This is a genomic window from Enterocloster sp. OA13, assembly GCF_022440595.1.
Taxonomy (GTDB): domain Bacteria; phylum Bacillota; class Clostridia; order Lachnospirales; family Lachnospiraceae; genus Enterocloster; species Enterocloster hominis.
Window position 1 is genome coordinate 1,022,494 of record NZ_JAKNTF010000001.1, and the last position, 20,691, is coordinate 1,043,184.

Annotated in this window: 17 protein-coding genes; 14 read left to right on the forward strand and 3 right to left on the reverse strand. The window is 50.5% G+C overall.

All coding sequences use genetic code 11. The features are described 5' to 3' along the window. The first annotated feature begins 243 nt into the window (after positions 1-243). The 9 genes from MCJ35_RS04430 (at position 244) to MCJ35_RS04470 (ending at position 9,485) form a co-directional block, all read left to right on the forward strand. Complete coding sequence (locus tag MCJ35_RS04430; RefSeq protein WP_025482781.1) at positions 244-1,026, forward strand: SDR family oxidoreductase; 783 nt, start codon at positions 244-246, stop codon at positions 1,024-1,026. 11 nt (positions 1,027-1,037) lie between these two features. Further along, on the forward strand, positions 1,038-2,480 hold the full coding sequence (locus MCJ35_RS04435; RefSeq protein WP_008722541.1) for an FAD-binding oxidoreductase: 1,443 nt from the start codon (positions 1,038-1,040) through the stop codon (positions 2,478-2,480). Positions 2,481-2,496: 16 nt separating this feature from the next. Continuing rightward, positions 2,497-3,930, forward strand: a complete 1,434-nt coding sequence (locus MCJ35_RS04440) for an FGGY-family carbohydrate kinase (protein WP_240299371.1) — start codon at positions 2,497-2,499, stop codon at positions 3,928-3,930. Positions 3,931-3,999: 69 nt separating this feature from the next. Beyond that, positions 4,000-4,791: an electron transfer flavoprotein subunit beta/FixA family protein gene (locus MCJ35_RS04445; RefSeq protein WP_025482779.1), complete on the forward strand. Its 792-nt coding sequence runs from the start codon at positions 4,000-4,002 to the stop codon at positions 4,789-4,791. After that, positions 4,788-5,765: an electron transfer flavoprotein subunit alpha/FixB family protein gene (locus tag MCJ35_RS04450; protein WP_025482777.1), complete on the forward strand. Its 978-nt coding sequence runs from the start codon at positions 4,788-4,790 to the stop codon at positions 5,763-5,765. The genes MCJ35_RS04445 and MCJ35_RS04450 overlap by 4 nt, the downstream gene beginning before the upstream one ends. Beyond that, positions 5,737-7,161 (forward strand): FAD-binding oxidoreductase, encoded by a 1,425-nt coding sequence (locus tag MCJ35_RS04455; protein WP_025482776.1) that lies wholly within the window; start codon positions 5,737-5,739, stop codon positions 7,159-7,161. The genes MCJ35_RS04450 and MCJ35_RS04455 overlap by 29 nt, the downstream gene beginning before the upstream one ends. Beyond that, complete coding sequence (locus tag MCJ35_RS04460) at positions 7,103-7,879, forward strand: electron transfer flavoprotein subunit beta/FixA family protein (RefSeq protein ID WP_240299372.1); 777 nt, start codon at positions 7,103-7,105, stop codon at positions 7,877-7,879. The genes MCJ35_RS04455 and MCJ35_RS04460 overlap by 59 nt, the downstream gene beginning before the upstream one ends. Continuing rightward, a complete protein-coding gene (locus tag MCJ35_RS04465) occupies positions 7,872-8,840 on the forward strand; it encodes an electron transfer flavoprotein subunit alpha/FixB family protein (RefSeq protein ID WP_008722555.1) in 969 nt (322 codons plus the stop codon). Before MCJ35_RS04460 ends, MCJ35_RS04465 begins: the two co-directional genes overlap by 8 nt. Positions 8,841-8,906: 66 nt before the next feature. Next, positions 8,907-9,485 carry a glycerol-3-phosphate responsive antiterminator gene (locus MCJ35_RS04470; RefSeq protein ID WP_034576142.1) on the forward strand — a complete coding sequence of 193 codons (579 nt, stop codon included), beginning with the start codon at positions 8,907-8,909 and terminating at the stop codon, positions 9,483-9,485. Positions 9,486-9,596: 111 nt separating this feature from the next. Here the strand turns inward: MCJ35_RS04470 and MCJ35_RS04475 are convergent, their stop codons facing one another. The 3 genes from MCJ35_RS04475 to MCJ35_RS04485 are packed head-to-tail and all read right to left on the reverse strand — an operon-like array spanning position 9,597 to position 14,303. Continuing rightward, complete coding sequence (locus MCJ35_RS04475; protein WP_008722559.1) at positions 9,597-11,174, reverse strand: BCCT family transporter; 1,578 nt, start codon at positions 11,172-11,174, stop codon at positions 9,597-9,599. Positions 11,175-11,210: 36 nt separating this feature from the next. Then, complete coding sequence (locus MCJ35_RS04480) at positions 11,211-12,863, reverse strand: sulfatase-like hydrolase/transferase (protein ID WP_025482767.1); 1,653 nt, start codon at positions 12,861-12,863, stop codon at positions 11,211-11,213. A 27-nt stretch (positions 12,864-12,890) separates the two neighbouring features. Continuing rightward, positions 12,891-14,303: a sulfatase-like hydrolase/transferase gene (locus MCJ35_RS04485; RefSeq protein WP_025482765.1), complete on the reverse strand. Its 1,413-nt coding sequence runs from the start codon at positions 14,301-14,303 to the stop codon at positions 12,891-12,893. 485 nt (positions 14,304-14,788) lie between these two features. On the opposite strand from MCJ35_RS04485, the gene MCJ35_RS04490 reads away from it, so the two are divergent. The 5 genes from MCJ35_RS04490 to MCJ35_RS04510 all read left to right on the forward strand — a co-directional run bounded on the left by MCJ35_RS04490 (position 14,789) and on the right by MCJ35_RS04510 (position 20,662). Then, entirely contained in the window at positions 14,789-16,051 is a 1,263-nt protein-coding gene (locus MCJ35_RS04490) for an MFS transporter (protein WP_025482763.1), read from the forward strand. A 368-nt stretch (positions 16,052-16,419) separates the two neighbouring features. Further along, entirely contained in the window at positions 16,420-17,520 is a 1,101-nt protein-coding gene (locus MCJ35_RS04495; protein ID WP_240299373.1) for a TRAP transporter substrate-binding protein, read from the forward strand. Between the two features lie 77 nt (positions 17,521-17,597). Continuing rightward, the gene (locus MCJ35_RS04500; RefSeq protein ID WP_025482761.1) at positions 17,598-18,140 is read left to right on the forward strand and encodes a TRAP transporter small permease; all 543 of its coding nucleotides are present in this window, start codon (positions 17,598-17,600) and stop codon (positions 18,138-18,140) included. Continuing rightward, positions 18,137-19,429, forward strand: coding sequence for a TRAP transporter large permease (locus MCJ35_RS04505; RefSeq protein WP_025482759.1), 1,293 nt, complete (start codon positions 18,137-18,139; stop codon positions 19,427-19,429). Before MCJ35_RS04500 ends, MCJ35_RS04505 begins: the two co-directional genes overlap by 4 nt. A gap of 60 nt (positions 19,430-19,489) precedes the next feature. Beyond that, complete coding sequence (locus MCJ35_RS04510; RefSeq protein WP_081739030.1) at positions 19,490-20,662, forward strand: mandelate racemase/muconate lactonizing enzyme family protein; 1,173 nt, start codon at positions 19,490-19,492, stop codon at positions 20,660-20,662. Positions 20,663-20,691: the final 29 nt, after the last annotated feature.

Here is a 20,691-nt window from a genome sequence, read left to right on the forward strand (position 1 = left end):
ACAAAATGTATAATAAATCCAATTGTATATTGTGCATAGTCACGAAAGAAAACAATTATTTAAAACCCTATTGACAAAATTGCACATTGTTGAGAGAATGAATACATAAGTTGTGAGATATCATAGAGAGAGGTAACTTAGGCCATAACTATGCGCTTAAAGTCCCTCTCTTTTTTGTGTATGTTACGCGCGGATGTACATGAGGGTTGAACAAATTATGAATCCATATGAGGAGGAACAGGTATGAGTTATAATATTGAAGATTTTAATCTGGATTTTTTTTCATTGAAGGGTAAGAATGCGGTTGTCACGGGAGGCAACAGCGGTCTGGGGCAGGCGTTTGCCCTTGCATTAGCTAAGGCAGGGGCGAATATCCTGGTTGCCAGCTATGCGCTGGATAAGGGAGAAACCCAGAAGATGATTGAGGATACCGGGGTTAAATATGAATTCATCCAGGCAGATATATCAAAGCCAGGAATTCCGAAACAGATTGTGGAGAACTGTGTGAACAGCCTGGGCAGTATTGATATCCTGGTAAACTGTGCTGGTATCTGCATCTGCAAGGATGTTCTGGATTTCGGCAGGTCCGAGTGGGATCCAATGATAGCCATTAACCTGACAGCGGCATTTGAACTGAGCCATGAGGCGGCCCGTTTCATGATTCCGCAAAAGAGTGGAAAAATCATCAATATCTGTTCCCTGTTTTCCTATTTGGGAGGATTGGGTTCCCCCGCATATGCGGCCATGAAGCATGGATTGTCCGGCCTTACCAAAGCATATGCTGATGAATTGGGTAAGTACAATATACAGGTTAACGGTATTGCGCCCGGATACTATGCGACGGATATCACGGTTGGGACGAGGAGCAATCCCGAGACAAATAAGAGGGTCCTGGACCATATTCCGGCCGAGAGATGGGGGGAGAGGCAGGATTTGATGGGGACCGTGGTATTTCTTGCCAGCAGGGCATCAGAGTATGTAAATGGTTCAATGGTAATTGTTGACGGCGGATATATGGTCAGATAGGAGATAAGGACATGGAAAGGCAGACAATCATTGAGGAACTGGGAAAAATAGTACCATCAGGATATATGGTAACAGATGAAACCATCTTAAAAGAACACAGTGTGGACCGGTTCCGCAAATTTGAAAAGGTATTCGGCGTGTATAGCCGTCCGGTTCCCGCGGCGCTGGTGCGTCCCAGGACCCCTCAGGAAACAGCGGATATCATAAGATTCTGTAATGACAACAAGATTGCCGTGATTCCCCGCACAGGCGGTTCCTCCATTGAAGGCGGTCTGGAGGCGGCTGTCCCTGACAGCATCGTAGTGGATGGAAGCGAGATGGACCAGATCCTTGACATTGACACATATAATATGCAGGTCACATGCCAGTGCGGTGTGAACCTGGAGGTGTTGGAAGAAACACTGAGGAAGCTTGGATATACGACCGGTCATTCACCACAGTCAAAGCCCTTGGCCCAGATGGGCGGTCTGGTAGCCACTAGGAGCATCGGGCAGTTCTCTACCTTATATGGGGGGATTGAGGACATGCTGGTTGGACTTGAGATGGTCATGGCAGATGGTACCATTGCCAGAATTAAAAACTGTCCGCGCCGGGCAGCAGGACCGGATATCCGCCATATCCCCATGGGAAGTGAGGGGGCCCTCTGCTTCATCACGGAAGTAACGGTCAAGATATTTAAGTATATGCCGGAGAATAATAAGTTTTACAGCTGGCTTCTGGATGATATGAAGACAGGATTCGAAATACTCAGGGAGGTCATGGTACAAGGATATAAACCATCCTTTGCAAGGCTCTATGATTTTGAGGACGGGGAATATTATTTTTCTCATTTCTGTGAAGGGAAACCAGTGCTTATCTTCATGGTCGAGGGACCAAAGGGCGTGGCGGAGGCCACCGGGACAGCCATAGAAGAGATAGTAACGCATTTCCATACCTATAAGAAGGTGGACAGCCATTACATAGATACATGGTATGCCGGATTGAACTGGAACGAAGGTAAGGTGGCGGAAGAGTATAAATTAATTGAAAAGACCCACAATGTTGGGTTCACAACGGAAATATCGGCTAATTGGAGTAATATCCATGACATATATGAAAATGTCATCATGAGGATTAAAAATGAAATTCCGGACATCACCATGGTGGGCGGACATTCATCCCACAGCTACATGAACGGGACCAATCTATACTTTATGTATTATTACAATGTGGTAGACTGTGATGTGACGGAGGAAATCACGAAATACCATAACCCGATTAATACAATCATTGTGGAAGAGACACTGAAGCGGGGCGGTTCCATGTGCCACCATCACGGTGTGGGCAAATACAGGGTGCGGTGGATTAAGCAGGAGCATGGAAGCGCATACCCTGTGCTGAAAAAGCTGAAGGAAGCGCTTGATCCCAACAATATCATGAATCCAGGAACCATCTTTCCCATTGAGGATAATTAAAGAAAAGAGGAAAGCAATGAAATACATACTTGCAATCGACGGGGGCTCCCAAAGCACCAAGTTAATTATTTTTGATACCCATGGAAATATTATCTGTGAGGAGAGTGAACCGCTGCGTCCGATGTCACTTCCAAAGGTGGGATGGGTGGAACACCCGGATGACGATTTGTGGACATCCCTGGTGGCGGTCAGCCAAAGACTTATGGAGCGGTTTGAGGGTGACCCTGGTGACATTGTGGGAGCAGGCCTGTGCAGCATCCGTTTCGACCGCGTGATATTAAAGAAAGACGGCACGCTGGCCCAGCCGGCGCTGAGCTGGATGGACTCCAGGGTTTCAGTTCCCTATGTACATGATAATCCGGAGGCAGCGTATGTCACATCCACCAACGGTTACCTGACCAGAAGGCTGACTGGGGAATGCAGGGATACTGCGGCCACCTATCAGGGACAATGGCCGATTGATACGGATACATGGGAGTGGAGTAATGATGGGAAAGTGATGAGCCATTACAATATTCCCAGGGAGATGCTATTTGACCTGGTGATGCCCGGGGAGATACTGGGATATCTGACAGCAGAAGCCGCGTCAATCCTGCATCTGCCCAAGGGGCTGCCCATTGTGGCTACCAGCAATGATAAGGCGGTGGAATCGCTGGGAACAGGGACCATTGACTATGAAAACGGGATGATTTCACTGGGGACTTATATATGCGGCGCGGTCCATGGGGAATCCAACCCCAAAGACTGCAGGAATTACTGGGTGAATTTTGCATGTATGCCTCATAAGTATCTATATGAGAGCAACGGAATCAGAAGAGGTATGTGGCTTATAAGCTGGTTTAAGGAGCTGCTGGGCGAGGAAGTGCGGATGCATGCCAGGGAACTGGGCATAGGGCCGGAACAATATTTGGAAACGCTGGCAGCGGATGTGGCGCCGGGAAGCGATGGACTGATGATCATTCCGGAGTGGCTAGCCCCGGCAGGGCAGCCTTATAAGAAGGGCATCATGCTGGGCTTTGATGTAAGGCATGGGGCAGGGCACATTTACAGGGCAATCATGGAAAGCATAGCCATGACCATGAAAAACAGGATGGACGAGATGTGCGCGGAACTGGGAATCACTCTGAAGCAGATAACTGTTTCAGGAGGAGGGTCCAACAGTAACCTTTTCATGCAGATTTTTGCAGATGTCTTTGGGGTTCCCGCCGTGCGCAATGTGGTAAACGGTGCGGCGGCCGTGGGTGCGGCAATCTGTGTGGCTGTGGCAGCCGGAATATATCCTGATTTTGGGACAGCGGCGAAGGAGATGGTAAGGGTGAAGGATATCACAGATCCGATTCCTGCCCATGCAGGGTTATATAAAAAAATAAACGAAGGAATTTATAGCAGCCTTACGTCAGTGACAGATGGTCTGATGAAGCGGGCATACGACATTTTTGATGGGAATTAATCTGGCGTGGAAAAGGCATCGGTGTGGAAACGGTGCCTTTTCGCTCGGCAGGGACCGCGGGGTGGGAAAATGAAACTTCTGGGATGTTTTAAGATAGTGCCGGACTTGGAGCAGCTGGCCGAAGAGGAATGGAAGCCGGATGAACAAGGGATTATTGATACAAGATTTGTCAGGAGGGAATGGAACTGTTATGATGAGAGCCTTCTGGAATTAATGCTCAGGGCCAGGGACCAATCTGCCAGGGGGGAGACGTTGGAGGCATTGACCGTAAGCGGTACGCTTCAGGATGGGGTTATTAAGACACTGTATGCCCTGGGGTTCGATAAGGTAATCAGGGCCGGGACCTGTTCCGGGATAGTGTTCTCCCCATATCATACAGCCAGGCTTATCAGCAGCTATTGTAATGCCGGACAGCCGGATTGTCTCATTTTAGGGGCACAGTCATCTGATGAAGGGAGTGGAATGGTTCCCTATCTTGTGGCAGAGATGCTGGGATGGCCCTGTGTTTCCGGGGTCATGGATTTTGCGCTGGAACAGGACCGGGGTATTGTGGCAGAACATATGCAGTTTTCTAAGAAGATGCGCCGCCGCATGAAGGCGCCCTGTGTTCTGGTCGTGGGCAATGTACCGAATACTTATCTCAGGATCCCTACCCTGAAAGAACGGCTCGGGGCGTCGGGGCGGAAGGTTGAGGAATGGGGAACGGACCATGTCAAGGAGGAAAAGATGGAACCACAGCTTGTTAAGCTTGAGAGGAAGGGACAAAGCCGTGCATCCATACATCTGGATGTGGATGACACAGAAGAATTGGTGCGCAGGCTGTATCTGGAACATATAGGCGGGAGGATGATGGACAGTTGACCTGTTATCTGATTTTGAATATGTGGGCAGGGGAATGGGAGCGCCAGTGGGCGGGACTGTGGCAGGCGTATATTAATATATGCAGCTGCTGCCAAAGCGTCAGGGTAATTGTTTTTTCCGGTCTCTCCCATGAACTTGGGTTTGTCCAGGGACTTAAGGTGGATGGTGCATTGATACTGGAAGATGCATTCTATAATCCGGAGAACCTGCTGTCAGAAATTGAAAAAAATAGTAATAGAAATGCCGTTTACATATTCGGATATGGTGATTATTCACATGAGATGGCTGTAAGGCTGGCTTTCAGGCTGGGAGGGGATTCCCTGACAGCCGTCAACCGCTTTTGGTTTGAGGGCGGCTGTATTCTTGCCGCAAGAAATGTTTACTCCAATAATATGGAAGGTACTTTCTGTGTAAAACGTTTTCCGTTCTGTGTAAGTCTCGTCCGCTCAACAGAAAAGACCGCGCCAGGGATTTCGGGACCGATACCGGATGTCCGGAGAAAAAACATATCAGATAACAGTGGGTATGTGATGGAATACTCAGAAGAGCCGGTTGGAACAGATTGCTCCCTGGAAGATGCACGGATCCTGATTGCCCTTGGAAGAGGCGTACGGACGAAAGAGGACTATCGTAAGGCGGAGGAACTGGCCAGGATGCTGGGGGCTGGGATTGTGGCCTCGCGTCCCCTGGTAATGCAGGGGATTGCCCCGCTTGAGAGACTTGTGGGGGCATCCGGCATCATTGCACACCCAAGGCTGTGCATTGCGGCGGGGGTGTCAGGGGCAGCGGCATTTTACGTGGGAATAGAAAAAAGCGGCTATATCATAGCAATTAACACGGATTCGGATGCATTCATCATGAGCCGGGCGGATGTGGCGGTTGAGCGGGATTACAGGGAAGTATTTGGGGCGTTAAGAAAATATCTTATAGAGGAGGAAATGCCGGATGATTTTGCAGATGGAGGAAAAATTTGAGGATTATCTTCGGGACGAATCTAAGCTCCAGGGGTATGCGGATAGTATCTCATTTCCTTCGAGTGAGGATGATATACGGCAGATCATAGAAGGAAACCGGGAATCGTGTATTACCATCCAGGGAGGAAGAACCGGGCTTGTAGGGGGGGCGGTCCCTATGGGGGGGCATCTGATGAACCTTTCCAGAATGAACCGTATCTTGTCTTATGACAGCAGCTGCCAGGATAACGCCATCCTGGTGGCGGAGCCTGGGGTATCACTGATGGAACTCGAACAGGCAATCCGTTGTAACAGCAGGAAAAGGCCTATGTTCTGGCCCTGTATGCCTACTGAGAAATCTGCAACTGTAGGAGGATGTGTGGCTGCAAACGCCAGGGGGATTTACGGAAACGTGTATGGTCCGGCAGGGGAATATGTGGAGGAAGTACGCCTGATGCTGTCCAGTGGGGAAATCGTGGAAGCCTCCAGGGACAAGGACAGCCGCCTTTTGGAAGAAATTGTGGGAAGTGAGGGCATATTGGGGGTTATCACCCGGGTAACGCTGCGTCTGGTACCCAGACCTGCCTGTATATGGGGACTGGCCCTGTTTTTCAGGGAAGAGGGGATGGGAGCGGCATTTGCGGACGCTATTCCTGCTGATACAGGGAAGGAGGCATTTGTGGCAGCGGCAGAATGGATAGACAGAAGGGGGATTGAACTCCTTGAGGAGAGGAAAATGTCCATGAGCAGGCTCAGGGACTTCCCGGAAATTGACAGACAGTACAGCTGCGCCGTCCTTCTGGAGCTTCATGCCCAGGATGAGGAACATATGCTGGAACTGGCTGGACGCCTGATGGAACTGAGCGCCGGATACGGCGCTGACCCGGACTGCACATGGGCCATGGCTGGAGAGCAGGAAGCATGCAGGCTGCGTGAGTACAGGCATGGTGTGGCGGAGGCAGTGAATATGAAGGTAGAAGAAAACCATCGCCGGTGCAGCAGGATTGTGAAGCTGTCCTCAGATATGACCATGGTGGGGGGATTTTCCGGGATTTTGGGCCAATACCGCGGCCTGCTGGACCAATCAGGCATGGATGGCACAATCTTTGGACATATAATGAGCCGGGACCTTCATATGAATCTGCTGCCGGTCAATGAGGAAGAATATGGGACAGCCCGGAAAATCCTTGAGGGACTGGCTGGACAGGCCCTGTGCGGCGGGGGAAGGCCTGTCAGTGAACATGGAGCCGGAAAGATAAAAGCTGGGATGTATGGAGTGATGGAAACCCGGAAACGGATGGCCAGGAAGCAGTCTTTTGATCCCGGGGGAATGTGGAACAGAGGGGATGTGGCAAACGATGGACTATGCGGTATGTATCAAACAGGTACCAGCCATATCGGAAGGGGATATGGATGAGCGGACAGGTAATCTTATCCGAAGCGGTTTGGGACAGGTGTGCAATCCCTGCGATCTGTCTGCTTTGGAAGCGGGGATACGGATGAAGAGGCAGATGGGGGGGACTGTGACCGTGTTTTCCGTGGGACCGGATTCAGCCAGGTCCGTGCTTATGGACGGGGTGGCCAGAGGGGCGGACAGGGGGGTCCTCATCTCGGATCCGGCGTTGTCCGGCGCGGATGTACCGGCAACCGCATATACCCTGGCCCAAGCCATAAAAAGTACAGGACAATATCCCTGCGTGCTCACAGGAAACCATACCACGGACGGGGATACAGGATTCGTAGGGGCGGCTTTGGCACAGTGTCTTTCTTATGCGTACCTGTCCGGGGTAAAATCCATAGTAACAATAGAAGAGGATGGGATTACCGTGATATGTGAAAGAACAGGATACACACTGCGTATGAAAGCGTTGTTTCCCTGTGTGATTTCCGTGGAGCCCGGTGTGGCGGCACCCGCAATACCGACATTTTCAGGCAGGATAAAGGCAGGGAAGATGGACTTTGCAAAGATAGGGGTGACGGATCTGGAAGATACGGATGCAAGCCATTATGGCAGCGCTGGTTCTGCAACAAAGGTGAAGCGTATATATCCTCCTGTCAGGGAAAAGAAGACGGCTGTGCAGGTGGCTGACGGGGTCACGGCGGCCAGTATGATATGGGAGAAATTGCATGGATAGGGCGGATGGGAGTGTCAGGGATACCGGAATCCTGGTTTTTTTGGAAATGACTGAGGGCGGGATATGTGATGTGGGCCTGGAGATACTCTCCCATGCGGCAGACATGGCGGCCCGGGCGGGGATACCCTTGTATGCCTTCCTGCCCGATAACAGGGAATTGGCCGGATATCCGGTGAGGACCGTATACTGTGCCTCTGAGTCCCTGTGCGATTCGGAGGAGCTTCAGTTTCTGGCGCTGAAAGAGTGTGTGGCGGCATGCCGCCCATCCATCCTTCTGATTGGCAGCACCTTTCTGGGAAGAAGGCTTGGGGCCCAGCTTGCAGTGGAATTTGGCACCGGGGTCACAGCGGACTGCACTGCCCTAAAGCTGTATGATGGGGAATGTCTCCTGCAGACAAGGCCTGCTTTTGGCGGAAATGTCATGGCGGACATCATCACGCCAGACAGAAGGCCGCAGATTGCTACCGTGCGGCCGGGAACATATGAGAAGAAAATGGCGGGCAGTGGGATGCGGGTGCCCAGGATAATCATTCCTATGGTCAGTGCCGGCCGGCGGGAGTGGGTGCTGGAGCGGAAGCGGCCGGAAAAGGAATGGGGCCTTCAGGAATACCGGACAGTCCTGGCTGTTGGCAGGGGACTTAAGAAGCGGGAGGACATATTGCTATTTCAAAAGCTGGCCGGCTATCTGGATGCAGGGCTTGGATGCAGCAGGGCTTTGGTGGAGAAGGGATGGATGTCCCCAAGGCATCAGATTGGCCTGTCGGGAAACTATATACGGCCGGAAGTGGTCATTACTTTTGGGATTTCAGGCTCTGCGCAGTTTCTGGCCGGTTTGAAATCGCCGAAAATGATGATTGCTGTCAATTCCGATCCCAAGGCTCCCATATTTGACATGGCACACCTGCCGGTCTGCGCCGATTTATATGAAACAGCGGAGGCATTCTGTGGTATGTTTTCATGATTTGTTGTATAATAGAGGTCATCAATCAATTTGGTTGAAACATAGGGGAAGGGGATTACTGAAGATATGGAACAACTGACAAAAGAGATATTCCTGGATATGACGGAGCGGTGCCCGGTCATACCCGCAATCAAGAATGACCAATGGCTGTCCGCCTGCAATGAATCGGAATCAGAGATTGTATATCTGATATATGGGAACATATGCAATATCATGGAACATATTGATACGTTGAAATCCATGGGGAAATATGTGGTAGTGCATGTCGATCTGATTGAGGGGCTGGCATTAAAGGAAATCAGCGTGGACTTCATTAAAAAGTATACCAAGGCGGATGGCATAATAAGCACGAAACCGGGGCTGATAAAGCGTGCCAATGAACTGGGGATGTTTACGGTACAGCGTTTTTTTATGACAGATGCACTGTCATATGCCAATATTGTAAAATATGTGCATAATACCAATCCCGATGTGGTGGAACTGCTTCCGGCAGGGCTGCCCAAGGTAATCCGTTACCTTTTGGAGGAGATACAGCGCCCGGTGGTGGCCAGCGGCCTGCTTCTGGATAAGAAGGATGTCATAACCGCGCTGGGCGCCGGTGTACATGCGGTATCTACTACCAACCGTGAACTGTGGGACTGCTGAGAAGTGGCAATACACCAGATCGGCAGGGCTTTAGTGGCAGCATTCAATGGAAAAAGCAGTGGATTAGGAAAAATCATCCTGTAATCCACTGCTTTTTACGTTCCTATGAAATCATCCGGCATCCTCCATCTGATCATCCTTTGGCAGGCTGCTATCAGGATGACCTTCATTGCCGTCCGGTCCGCTATCCATTAATGTGGGCCGGGATACCACCTTCATCAGGGATACCATGCACAGGATAAGCAGGAACATGGCTGGAAGGCCGCCAAAGGCGGAAAGCTGTTTCAGGCCTGCCACGCCCTGGGTATTAATCATGAGAATGGCTATGGAGCCTATCAGGATACCCCATAATATCTTTAACACAGTTGGCGCTTCCGGGTTTTCCGGATTGGTTCCCTTCCAGCAGAGGCCGGACATGGCATTGATTGTGGAATCTGCCGCCGTGACAAAGGAAATGAATGTAGCAAATACAATAAGCGGGATTGTAATCTTTCCAAGCGGGATGAAGCCAAGCACCTGGTACAGTACTTTTTCAAACCCCTCGGCCTGAATCAGGACGTACAGATCCTGGACGTTCAGATGATAGTAGATTGCGCTGCCGCCGAAGATACCGATCCAGAATACGCAGAACAGGGATGGGACAGCCAGATTGATCTTAATGAAGTCCTTGACCGTGTGGCCGTAGGATATGCGTCCCAGGAACAGGGCGGTAACCGGAGCCCAGGCCATCCAGTTCCCAAAATAGGAGATGGTCCAGAAGTGGGTCCAGTGTTCCGGATCCAGGGTACCGGTAAAAAGATTCCTGGTAAAAAAGTTGTCGGCAAATACACCAAAGGATTCCGTGGTCAGGTTAAGTATATACGCAGTGGGCCCCATGATAAAAAGCATGAGGATGATGACCATGAACAGGCGTACATTAAAAGTAGACAGGAAACGGATGCCCTTCATCAGCCCGCTGGCAGAGGAGATGATGAATACAGTGATGATGACGCAGGCAACCAGGGTCCACAGCGCTGGCCTGCTTGCGATTCCGGTAATATTTGAGACCCCGCCGGAAACACTTAATATGCCGGTGCCAAGGGAGGATGCCATACCGCAGGCCATGGTGAATAGGCAGATGCTGTCAAGCAGGGAAAGGCATTTCTTTGTGCGCCCCAGTCCAATGGCAGGGGAAATACAGCCCTGGAAACTATAGGGCTGTTTCATATTGTAATATGCAATGGCGAACATGAGTCCCGGGACACAGTAAATCGCATACGGTGTTATGGTCCAGTGGACAAACATGGTGGACAGGGAGAACATGGCGGCTTCGTTGGAATTGGGTTCAATACCCAGGAAAGCAGGAGGGGCTGCCAGATGAAAAATCGGTTCAGCCGCAGCCCAGAGAATCATACCGGCCGCCACGGTGGTACACAGACTTACGGCAAACCATTCCCTTACCCCCAGAAGAGGTTTGGCGTCCCTTCCTCCGATAACCTTGTTGCCAATAGGAGAAAAATAGACGATGACACAGATGACCACCATTGCCAGGGATGTAAGTGTGAACAGCCAGCCGAAATTGATTTTCACCCATGTGTTGAGTCCCTGGACAATGCCCAGGAATGCATCTGTCTGGGTAAGGCAGAGGATGACTGCCAGTACCATAAGGATGAATGTTGGAAAGAAAACGGTCTTTCTGAGTTTTTTCAATGTAACCCCTCCTAACTAAAACAATACGGATATGATTTACAGGACCTGGCCGGAGGCGCTTCTGGGGCGGACCAGGGTGCGTATGTAACGTCTGCCTCCTGGAAAATCCGGTGTATAATCCCAATCCTCATCAAAGTTGTTATTAGCGCTGTCTATGATGCGCTTTTTCTCATGGGCAGTGGTATAGTACTCAATGATATGTTCAGGGTGGAAGCGGTCTGTAATTGATTTTCTCATGCTCTCAACCAGGGACGCATACTGTGGTTCATCAATCAGATCATGCATTTCTGAAGGATCCTCCCTGAGATTGAACAGCTGGCCCTTGAACTCATGGATATGTATGAGCTTATAACCACCTCTTACCACGGCGTAGCATGGCCAGAAAGTTCCGTCTGCGTGGAATTCAATGAAAATATCCCTCTCTTTTACGGACTCAGGTTTATTGATATAATCAAAGAGGCTGACGCCGTCGGACGGAAGCCTGCTGGCGTTAAGTGTTCCCGTGATTTCACGGATGGTCATACCTATATCCATGAGGGAACATGGATCCGTGATGGTGGTGCCGGCATGTTCCTGTCCGGGAAGCCTTAGGATCATGGGGATTCTTGTGGCCCACTCATGGAAATTACGCTTTTGTATCATGCCGCGGTCAATCAGCATATCCCCATGGTCACTGGTGAACATGATTACGGTATTATCTATCAGGCCTTCGTCCTCCAACAGGTTCAGCAGTTCTCCTATCCTGTCGTCCACATAGGTTGCGAGGGCAGCATAGGCACGTCTCGCATTCTGCAGATGGTACGGGTCTGCAAGGTCAATATCCGTTATGTTTTCATGGGCATTGATCCAGATATCCTGTATGTTCTGGGGACAAGCCTCAATTTCTTCCCTGGAAGGCGCATCCATCTCCATGTCCTTGTACAGGTCCCAATATTTTTTGGGAGGCATGAACGGGTCGTGTGGGTTGTGGGTGGATACCACAAGGCAGAATGGTTCGTGCGCATTCTCCTTTCCAATCCCATAAGCATTAGGTTTGCCAGGATAGGATGGGGAATCCGGATCCCAGTAAAAGTTGCCGTGTATGTATTCCTTTGCACGGAAAAATGTCTCATCATCATAGTTCACATAGAGGTTGGATTCTGTTGGGAAACACAGGTCCCCGCTGTAATGGACTGCGTGTGAAGGATATTTTGGGGGCGGCGCATCCGGGGATTTTGGCTTGCCGAACCAATCCTCAGGATAATGGGCCTTATGTCCTTTGGACGGGTCACCTTCATCCGCAAAGGAGGGTTTGGGGACAGGATACCAGTTAAAGGAACCGGGGTATATATCTGTCGTCAGTCTGCGGTTGAAGCCATGAAGCTGGTCAGGCCCAAGAAAATGCATCTTACCGCTCAGTACCGTATCATAACCGGCCAGTTTGGCATAATGGGCAAAGGTTGGCTCGTCACTGGCAAAGGGTGATGCATTGTCATAACAGTCCAGCTCACTGCAAAGGCGGCTGGTCATCATGGATGCCCGGGCCGGGGCGCACAAAGGGCATGAGGTGTATGCGTTCTCAAAACGGATTCCTTCCCGGCACAGACGGTCCAGGTTAGGAGTCATGACCTGTTTGTTGCCATAGGCTCCGGTCATGAAGGGTGTGAGCTGATCAGCCATGATTAACAGTATATTATATCTTTTATCCATAACTCCCTCCCATGTGTTAAGTGAATATCATTCATAGTCATAGGTGGCCTGCATCACGGCACAGCATCCGTTGGGATCCAGCTGCCCGTCAGCCTTAGGGGCATCCGTCCAGTATGCTTCCAGATCCCTCCGCCAGGTGAGGGCCTTTTCTTCCAGTTCTTTGGCCAGTTCAGGCATTTCTTCCACCAGGTTGTGTTCTTCGCCCATGTCCTGGGATAGGTCGGAGAGCCAGACCTCATGCTTTGTCTCTGTTTTCGGGTCCAGGGGGAGGCTCCATCCATCCCTCAGGAAGCCATTGATGACAAGCTTGTAATTGCCGCGTCTGACTGCGGTCTGCTGGCCCATTTCCCAGTACAGGCAGTCCTTGTCACGCCTGGCGCCAATGGTCATTACAGGAAGGATATCGCATCCGCTGATTTCATAATCAGAAGCATTGCCTCCGGCTGCATTGATGAAGGTTGGGAATATATCGGTACCCATGCACGGTTCGCTGATGACCTGACCGGCAGGAACCATGGCAGGCCAGCTAAAGATGGCCGGTACCCGTATGCCTCCGTCAAAAAGACTGAATTTATGCCCTTTTAATCCGCCTGTTGATCCGCCATAGTAGTAGTCTTTCCTCTCATCCAGCCAGTTCCTGGATTCCTTGGACGGCCCATTGTCACTCTGGAAATAAATGATTGTGTCATTGAAGATGCCCCGGCGTTTCAGATAGTTCATGATCTCGCCAACCCCGTCATCCACCGCACTGAGCATGGCGGCCATAATCTGCCTGTCTTCTGGAAGGTGTTTAAAACGTTCCAGATATTTATAGGGGGCATGCATCGGGTAATGAGGCGCATTGAATGCACAGTAAAGGGCGAACGGCATGTCCTTCTCCACCTGCTCCCGGATGAATTCCAAGCCCTTCCTTGCAAATAATTCGGTGGAATATTCCCCTGTATACTTTAAGCAGCGCTCATCATTTTCCCATAAATCATGATTGGGGTTGATGCCGGGATGGGAATTGGCTTCCGTGTAGTGAATATGTGAGAAATAATCATTCACACCAGAAAGAAAGCCGCAGAAATAGTCGAATCCCATATGGGTGGGTCGGCATTCCGGCACGGCTCCCAGATGCCATTTACCGACCATTCCGGTAGCATAGCCAAGATCCTTTAATGCACTTGCAAAGGTCGGTATTCCTGGATTCAGGCTGGTGGTTGTCTTAATCCCGCCAAGAATTGAGCGGACACCTGTCATGTAGGGATAACGGCCGGTCAGCAGGCAGGCCCTGGATGGGGAACATACAGCGCTTCCGGCATAAAAATCAGTGAATCTTGCCCCTCCGGCAGCCAATATATCCAGATTGGGTGTGCATACATCGGTGGAGCCCATACAGGATAAATCTCCATAACCCTGGTCGTCTGTCAGGAATACAATAATATTTGGTTTTTTCATAATCGTCTCACCTTTCTGAATGGGTTGGTTTGATGCCATAACAAAAAAAGAATGATGTGCCCGTCTCAACGGCACAACCATTCTCTTATACTCTGCTGGCTTATAGCGCTATAAAGTTATCATAGGATATTTGTCAGATGTTGTCAATATGATGACTATAAAAAAAGTTTTTTTAAGCAGTATAGACAAAAACACACACTATTTATTGACAATTATCACGAAGAGAAAAATGCACATTGACAAATGGAAAACGCTAGTGTAGAATGAGCCCATAGGTACTAAGAGATTCTAGAGGAAGGTATTTACCTGATTTGTGTTGGGTAATTCTTTCCTCTTTTTTGCGTTGTTTTTTATAAATACGCAGGGCAGAATCAGACACTCCTTATGTAAAAGTCCGTACCGGTGCGGGGTTTCATAGGGTACCGGTACCTGTGAAAAAGGGGAAGGGAAACAGAAAGATTATATGATGAGGAGGGCATTTTCAAATGAAACAAAAATGGACGTTGAAGCGGGTAATCCAGTTCTGCTGTCTGTGTGGGGCAGGCCTGATGTATTATGTTCCTTATGGATTCAGCATTTATTATGATACCTTTATCGAAGCATTTGGGGTGAGCAACGCACAGCTTGGGGCGATTCAGAGTGCATATACCATGGTGTCCATGTTTACGTATTTTTTTGGCGGATTGGTTGCGGATAAGTTCTCAGCCAGAAAGCTGCTGGTATTCTCCTATGTGGGGACTGCCGCGCTTACTTTCTGGTTCGGTATGTTCCCTGCCTATGCGGTTGCCCTGCTGATTATGGGGCTGATGGGCTTCATTAACACGGTTACCTTCTATTCAGCCATGATGAAGGGGGTCCGTATCTTTGCGGGAGAAGGTAATGAAGGCATGGGAATGGGATGGCAGGAAGCGTTCCGATGCCTGGTGGCCTCCGGTGCTTCCATCCTGGCCATGTTCTTATTCAGTCAGTCCGCTGATGATATAACCGGACTGCGCAATGTAATCTGGCTGTTTGCGGCAGCCATCCTGGCAATCGGTATCCTCAGTTTCATTTTCCTTGAAAGGGATGTGGTAACCCAGGATGCGGACCACAATCTTATGAATAACCTTAGGATCTGTTTTAAGGACGTAAACATATGGCTGATTTCGTTGATAGTAGCCTGTCTGTATATGTCCAATGTGGCAATCCGGTTCATGACCCCGTTTGCAACCAGTATTTTTGGGATTACTGTTTTAATGGGAGCTGTTTTGGGCAATTTCCGCGAGTATATGCGTCCTTTTGGCGCATTTGCCGCAGGTTCCCTGTCAACCAGGGTTGGAATCACAAAGGCCATGTTCATTTTCTCAGCCATATTCTGTGTCCTGAATTACGGACTGGCATTCATGCCCCAGTCCAAGAGTCTGGTATATGTAATATTCATTATGGCTGCGGTTGGATGGATTGTGCTGGGCGCTATGAGAGGCCTGTATTTTGCGCCCATTGGGGAGGCAAATATATCCATGGCCATAACCGGGACCGCAGTGGGGATTATTGCCACCATAGGATATATTCCGGATGCGGTCATGCCCATGGTGTACGGTAAAATCATAGACTCCTTCCCGCCGGAACGGGCGTACCCCATAATATTTACAATCGCCGGGACCAGCATCCTGCTGGGGCTTGTGCTGATGCTTGTGTTCATGAAGAGAAATAAAAAGAGCATAGCGGCGCTGATGGAAAAGAAACGCCGGGAGGCCACTGGTTCCTGATAATTTCATACCAGCCGCTTGAATGGCTGCTGTCCATCCTTTGTGGTGGTAGTTCCTGGCTTCAGGGAACTATCACCTTTTTTGGATTATGGCACAGATGAATATTAGGCCTAATAAAGACTTGCCACATTTTGTGAATGGGCAAGGAAATATTAGGTCTAATTTTGCGCTTTTAAAAGTAAGACACAAATAAAATAGTTCTTACTATTGTAATATGTGCATAATATTAGACCTAAAAATTAATAAATATTGCACATAGACACAACGGCAATTAATTTATATAATAAATGCATGAAACAAATTAGACCTAATATTATCAAACAACATGGGTCGGGGAATCAACACCGAAAAAGCAAAGGAGAATCATTATGAAATCAAGAAAAATCATGGCGTTACTTTGTTGTACCGTACTGGCAGCCGGTCTGACCGGATGCGGCGGTTCAGGGACATCCTCCCAGGTTACATCCGCAGCCGGACAGGAAGCGGCAGGGACCTCAGAGGCGGCAGGACAGAAAAGTGAAGGGGCCGCGGCTTCATCAGATGCAGCCCCGCAGGATGACAAGACCTTTAATATCGACCTGGCCACGGCCTATGCATCCGATGGTCCGGCCGGAATGGCCCTTCTACAGTTTGTGGCAGATGTGGCGGAGCAGTCCGGCGGCACCATCAACATCAGCCTTTTTGCAGATGGGACCCTGGGAAGCGCTTCCGACAACTATTCCTCCGTGGCCAGCGGGGACCTGGACATGGCCATGACCGGACTGGAGGGACTGGATCTTTACGCACCTGAATACACCTTCCTGGACTGCCCGTTCCTGATTAAGGACGAAGCCCACCTGAAAGCCCTGCTGGACAGCGGGATTGGTGATAAACTGAAAGAACGCTATGAGGAAAATGGTTTCGTGACCCTGGGCTGGCACCAGAGGGATGTCCGTGAACTGGCTTCCAACAAGGAAGTGAAGTCCCCGGCCGATGTAGCCGGATTAAAACTCCGTCTTCCAGGCATGACCGTGTACGTGGATACATGGAGCGCGCTGAATGTAAGTTCCACCACGGTTGCCATGAGTGAACTTTATACGGCCCTGCAGACCAAGGTGGCAGAGGCCTGCGAGGGCGGCTATGAGCAGATGGATACCCTGAAGCTTTATGAGGTGCAGAAGAATATTGCTGAGACAGACCATGTATATGAGTTTGTGGGATTGTTCATCAACAAGGACCTGTACGATTCCATGAGCGACAGCCAGAGGCAGGTATTGAATGACTGTGCGGCTAAGGACCTGGCCTATGCGGACCAGCTGGCCAAGGAAAACAGGGAGCAGTACAAGAAGGACTGCCTGGACGGAGGCATGACGTTAGTGGATGTGGACCGTGATGCATTCCGCGATGCCCTGACGGATTATTACAAGCAGCAGTTTGAGACAAAATGGACCGTATCTACATATGACGAGGTCATGAGCTACGCAAAATAACAGGACAATCCGGCCGGGGCAGCGGGCAGTATTTTGGCCCTGTTACCCGGCTGGTTTCATCAAGGAGGTCTTCCCGCATGTTCAAAAAAATCGCACACTGTTATCTTAAAATAGTGGAAACCGTCTGTGTATTCCTTCTGCTTTTAATCCTGGCCTGCATGTGTATCCAGATTTCCTGCCGTCTGCTTACCATTGGACAGAATTTTACAGAGGAGCTTTCAAGGCTGAGCTTCAGTCTCCTTATCTTCCTTGGGGCGCCGCTGGCGCTGACGGAGGGAGCGGATATTGCTGTTGATATGGTTGTGAATATGCTTCCCCAGGCAGCACAGAGGATCATCAGCATCCTGGTCAGTGCCCTCACTGCGGTATTCAGCGTGTTCTGTATCCGAAGCCTGATTACATTTACAGGAAGCAACCAGGGCGTCACCGCTGTTTCCATGACATGGATAAAAATGAACTGGCTTTACTATGCGTTCATGTTTTCCTTTGGCTGCATGCTGGTTGTCTCCATCATAAAAGCAGGAGCCGCCATCCTTGGAAAACCCCAGACCATGGATATTAACGCAGAAGCAAAAGAAAAGGCTTTGCAGGAAGAAAAGGAGGTTGACCTGGGCATATGAAACTTATTATAATTGTAATCCTGATCTGCATGCTGGCCCTGTTCCTGTTAAAGGTCCCGGTATATATCAGCATGGCCCTTACCGGCTGTGCTTTGATGATGGCTACCACCGGAATGAAGTGGAGTATACTAAGCCAATATCTGTATACAGGTACCAACTCATTCACCCTGCTGGCAATCCCCCTGTTCCTTCTGGCCGCCAAGCTGATGAATACGGGCGGGATAACGAGGAAGCTGTTTGCGTTCTGTATGAAGGTGGTGGGCTGGCTTCCGGGAGGCCTGGGCCATGTGAATATCCTGTCCAGCGTGATTTTTGCCGGGATGTCCGGCACCGCCGTGTCGGATGCCGGCGGGCTGGGGGCCATCGAAATCAGGGCCATGAATGAAAATGGATTCGACAATGACTTTTCATGCTGTGTAACAGCCGCTTCCTCCACGCTGGGTCCGATCATACCCCCAAGCATCCCCCTGGTGGTATATGCCACCGTGTCCGGCGCATCCGTTGGGGCTCTGTTCATGGCTGGAATCGTACCTGGCATTGTAATGGCATTAATCATGATGGTGGTCGTCACCATCTATGCGGTCAGGCGTCATTATCCCAGGACCAAATTCCCCACTGCCAGGGAGTTTTTCCACGCGCTGAGGGAAGGTATCCTTCCGCTCATGGCCCCCTTCATCCTGCTGGTGGGCATCTACGGCGGCGTGTTCACCCCTACCGAAAGCGCTGCCATCGTGGTGCTTTACAGCCTTGTGCTGGATGTATTCGTTTACCGTGAACTGACCATGAAGAAATTCATCGCCATCCTGCGGGAAACCGTAAGGGATTCCCTCACCATTGCCCTGATCATAGCAGGCGCCACCTTCTTTGGCTATGTGGCGACCAGGGCCAAGATCCCGCAGATGATACTGGCTTCCATGACCAGCATCGTGTCCAATAAGTTCACGCTGTTAATCATCATCAACGTGTTCCTGCTGATCATCGGCTGCTTTCTGGAGACTGCGTCGGCCATTACCATTGTGGTTCCGCTGATCCTTCCGCTTCTGGCTGCCTATGACATCAACCTGACCCAGTTTGGCATTGTCATGGTGCTGAACCTGATGATCGGGCTTCTGACTCCTCCGTTTGGGCTGGTCCTTTTTGTCATCAGCAAGATTGGCCATATTTCCATCGGAAGGTTTTCCAAAGCCCTGGTGCCGTGGCTGGGCGCCCTTCTGGCAGCCCTGTTGCTGGTTACCTTTGTCCCCCAGTTAAGCCTGTGGTTCCCCACCCTGTTGGGGATGAGCGTGTGATGATGGCTCTCCGGGATGTGTTTTGATATTGTATCTATTAAGAAAGAAGAGGAAATTACCATGAAAATCACAGCAGTAAAAGGAATCCCCCTGGGCTGTACCTGTTCCCCCATCAGTGACGCCCTGTCAACCTCTGCTGCCAGACAGGCGCTTCTTGTGAGGATAGAGACCGACTCCGGATATTACGGTATCGGTGAGGCATTTACATACGGGGCCCCGCTGGCTGTCATGAAGTACATTGTGGAAATGCAGCTGGCCCCCATCCTGGTTGACCAGGACCCGGCGCGGATTGAATTGCATTGGAACACCATGTACTGGCGCACCATTGCCCATGGCCGCAGAAGCATGGTAATGGGAGCAATCAGCGGTATTGACATTGCACTCTGGGATCTGTTGGGAAAAATCTGCCATATGCCTGTGTATAAGCTTCTGGGCGCGTGCTCGGACACGGTCCCGTCCTATGCCAGCGGAGGTTTTTATGCACCGGGTAAAGGGATTGACGGGCTGAGGGCAGAACTTGAGGGATATATGGAAAAAGGCTATCAGGATGCCAAAATCAAGATTGGGCGCAACCTGGACCGTCCCGGTTCCCCGCTGCGTTACATGGCGAACCAGGAATACAGCGTGACCGTGGAAGAGGATATCAGGCGCATGGAGACAGCCAGGGAGATCCTTGGGCCGGGCCGCCTGATTGTGGATACCAATGCGTCCTGGGATTCCTATACGGCCATCCAGGCCGGGCCGGAGCTGCACCGCCTGGGTGTGTGCTGGCTGGAGGAGCCGGTTCCCTTTGAGGACCTGGAGGGGATGCAGCGGATTTCCAGGGAGCTGCCTGACATACTGGTGGCGGGCTGTGAGACACAGCAGGGGCTGAAGAATTTTGAAACCATGGTGCGCATGGATGCGGTTGATATCCTGCAGCCCGACATCGGCTGGGCGGGAGGATTCACGGAGTGCCGCAAGATCGGCGCCATGGGAGAGGCGGCCGGACGGAAGGTTTCCCTCCACTGCTTTGGTTCCGCCGTGCTGTTTGGGGCCAGCCTGCACCTGGCGGCATCCATGGCCAATACGGAAATGATGGAATCCGAGGAGAATCCCAATCCTCTGAAAACAGACATTGTCAAAGAGCCGTTCCAGGCAGACCGCCATATGAACTTTTACGTCCCCCAGGGGGATGGTTTGGGGGTTGAGCTGGACTGGACGAAATTGGAAAAATATATTATAATGATGTAAAATAACTGGAATTAAGATTCAATAAGGTC

Coding starts and splice junctions, on each gene's coding strand:
- MCJ35_RS04430 (WP_025482781.1), top strand. CDS start 244: ATGAGTTATAATATTGAAGATTTTAATCTGGATTTTTTTTCATTGAAG.
- MCJ35_RS04435 (WP_008722541.1), top strand. CDS start 1,038: ATGGAAAGGCAGACAATCATTGAGGAACTGGGAAAAATAGTACCATCA.
- MCJ35_RS04440 (WP_240299371.1), top strand. CDS start 2,497: ATGAAATACATACTTGCAATCGACGGGGGCTCCCAAAGCACCAAGTTA.
- MCJ35_RS04445 (WP_025482779.1), top strand. CDS start 4,000: ATGAAACTTCTGGGATGTTTTAAGATAGTGCCGGACTTGGAGCAGCTG.
- MCJ35_RS04455 (WP_025482776.1), top strand. CDS start 5,737: ATGATTTTGCAGATGGAGGAAAAATTTGAGGATTATCTTCGGGACGAA.
- MCJ35_RS04460 (WP_240299372.1), top strand. CDS start 7,103: ATGGACTATGCGGTATGTATCAAACAGGTACCAGCCATATCGGAAGGG.
- MCJ35_RS04465 (WP_008722555.1), top strand. CDS start 7,872: ATGGATAGGGCGGATGGGAGTGTCAGGGATACCGGAATCCTGGTTTTT.
- MCJ35_RS04470 (WP_034576142.1), top strand. CDS start 8,907: ATGGAACAACTGACAAAAGAGATATTCCTGGATATGACGGAGCGGTGC.
- MCJ35_RS04480 (WP_025482767.1), bottom strand. CDS start 12,863: ATGGATAAAAGATATAATATACTGTTAATCATGGCTGATCAGCTCACA.
- MCJ35_RS04485 (WP_025482765.1), bottom strand. CDS start 14,303: ATGAAAAAACCAAATATTATTGTATTCCTGACAGACGACCAGGGTTAT.
- MCJ35_RS04490 (WP_025482763.1), top strand. CDS start 14,789: ATGAAACAAAAATGGACGTTGAAGCGGGTAATCCAGTTCTGCTGTCTG.
- MCJ35_RS04495 (WP_240299373.1), top strand. CDS start 16,420: ATGAAATCAAGAAAAATCATGGCGTTACTTTGTTGTACCGTACTGGCA.
- MCJ35_RS04500 (WP_025482761.1), top strand. CDS start 17,598: ATGTTCAAAAAAATCGCACACTGTTATCTTAAAATAGTGGAAACCGTC.
- MCJ35_RS04505 (WP_025482759.1), top strand. CDS start 18,137: ATGAAACTTATTATAATTGTAATCCTGATCTGCATGCTGGCCCTGTTC.
- MCJ35_RS04510 (WP_081739030.1), top strand. CDS start 19,490: ATGAAAATCACAGCAGTAAAAGGAATCCCCCTGGGCTGTACCTGTTCC.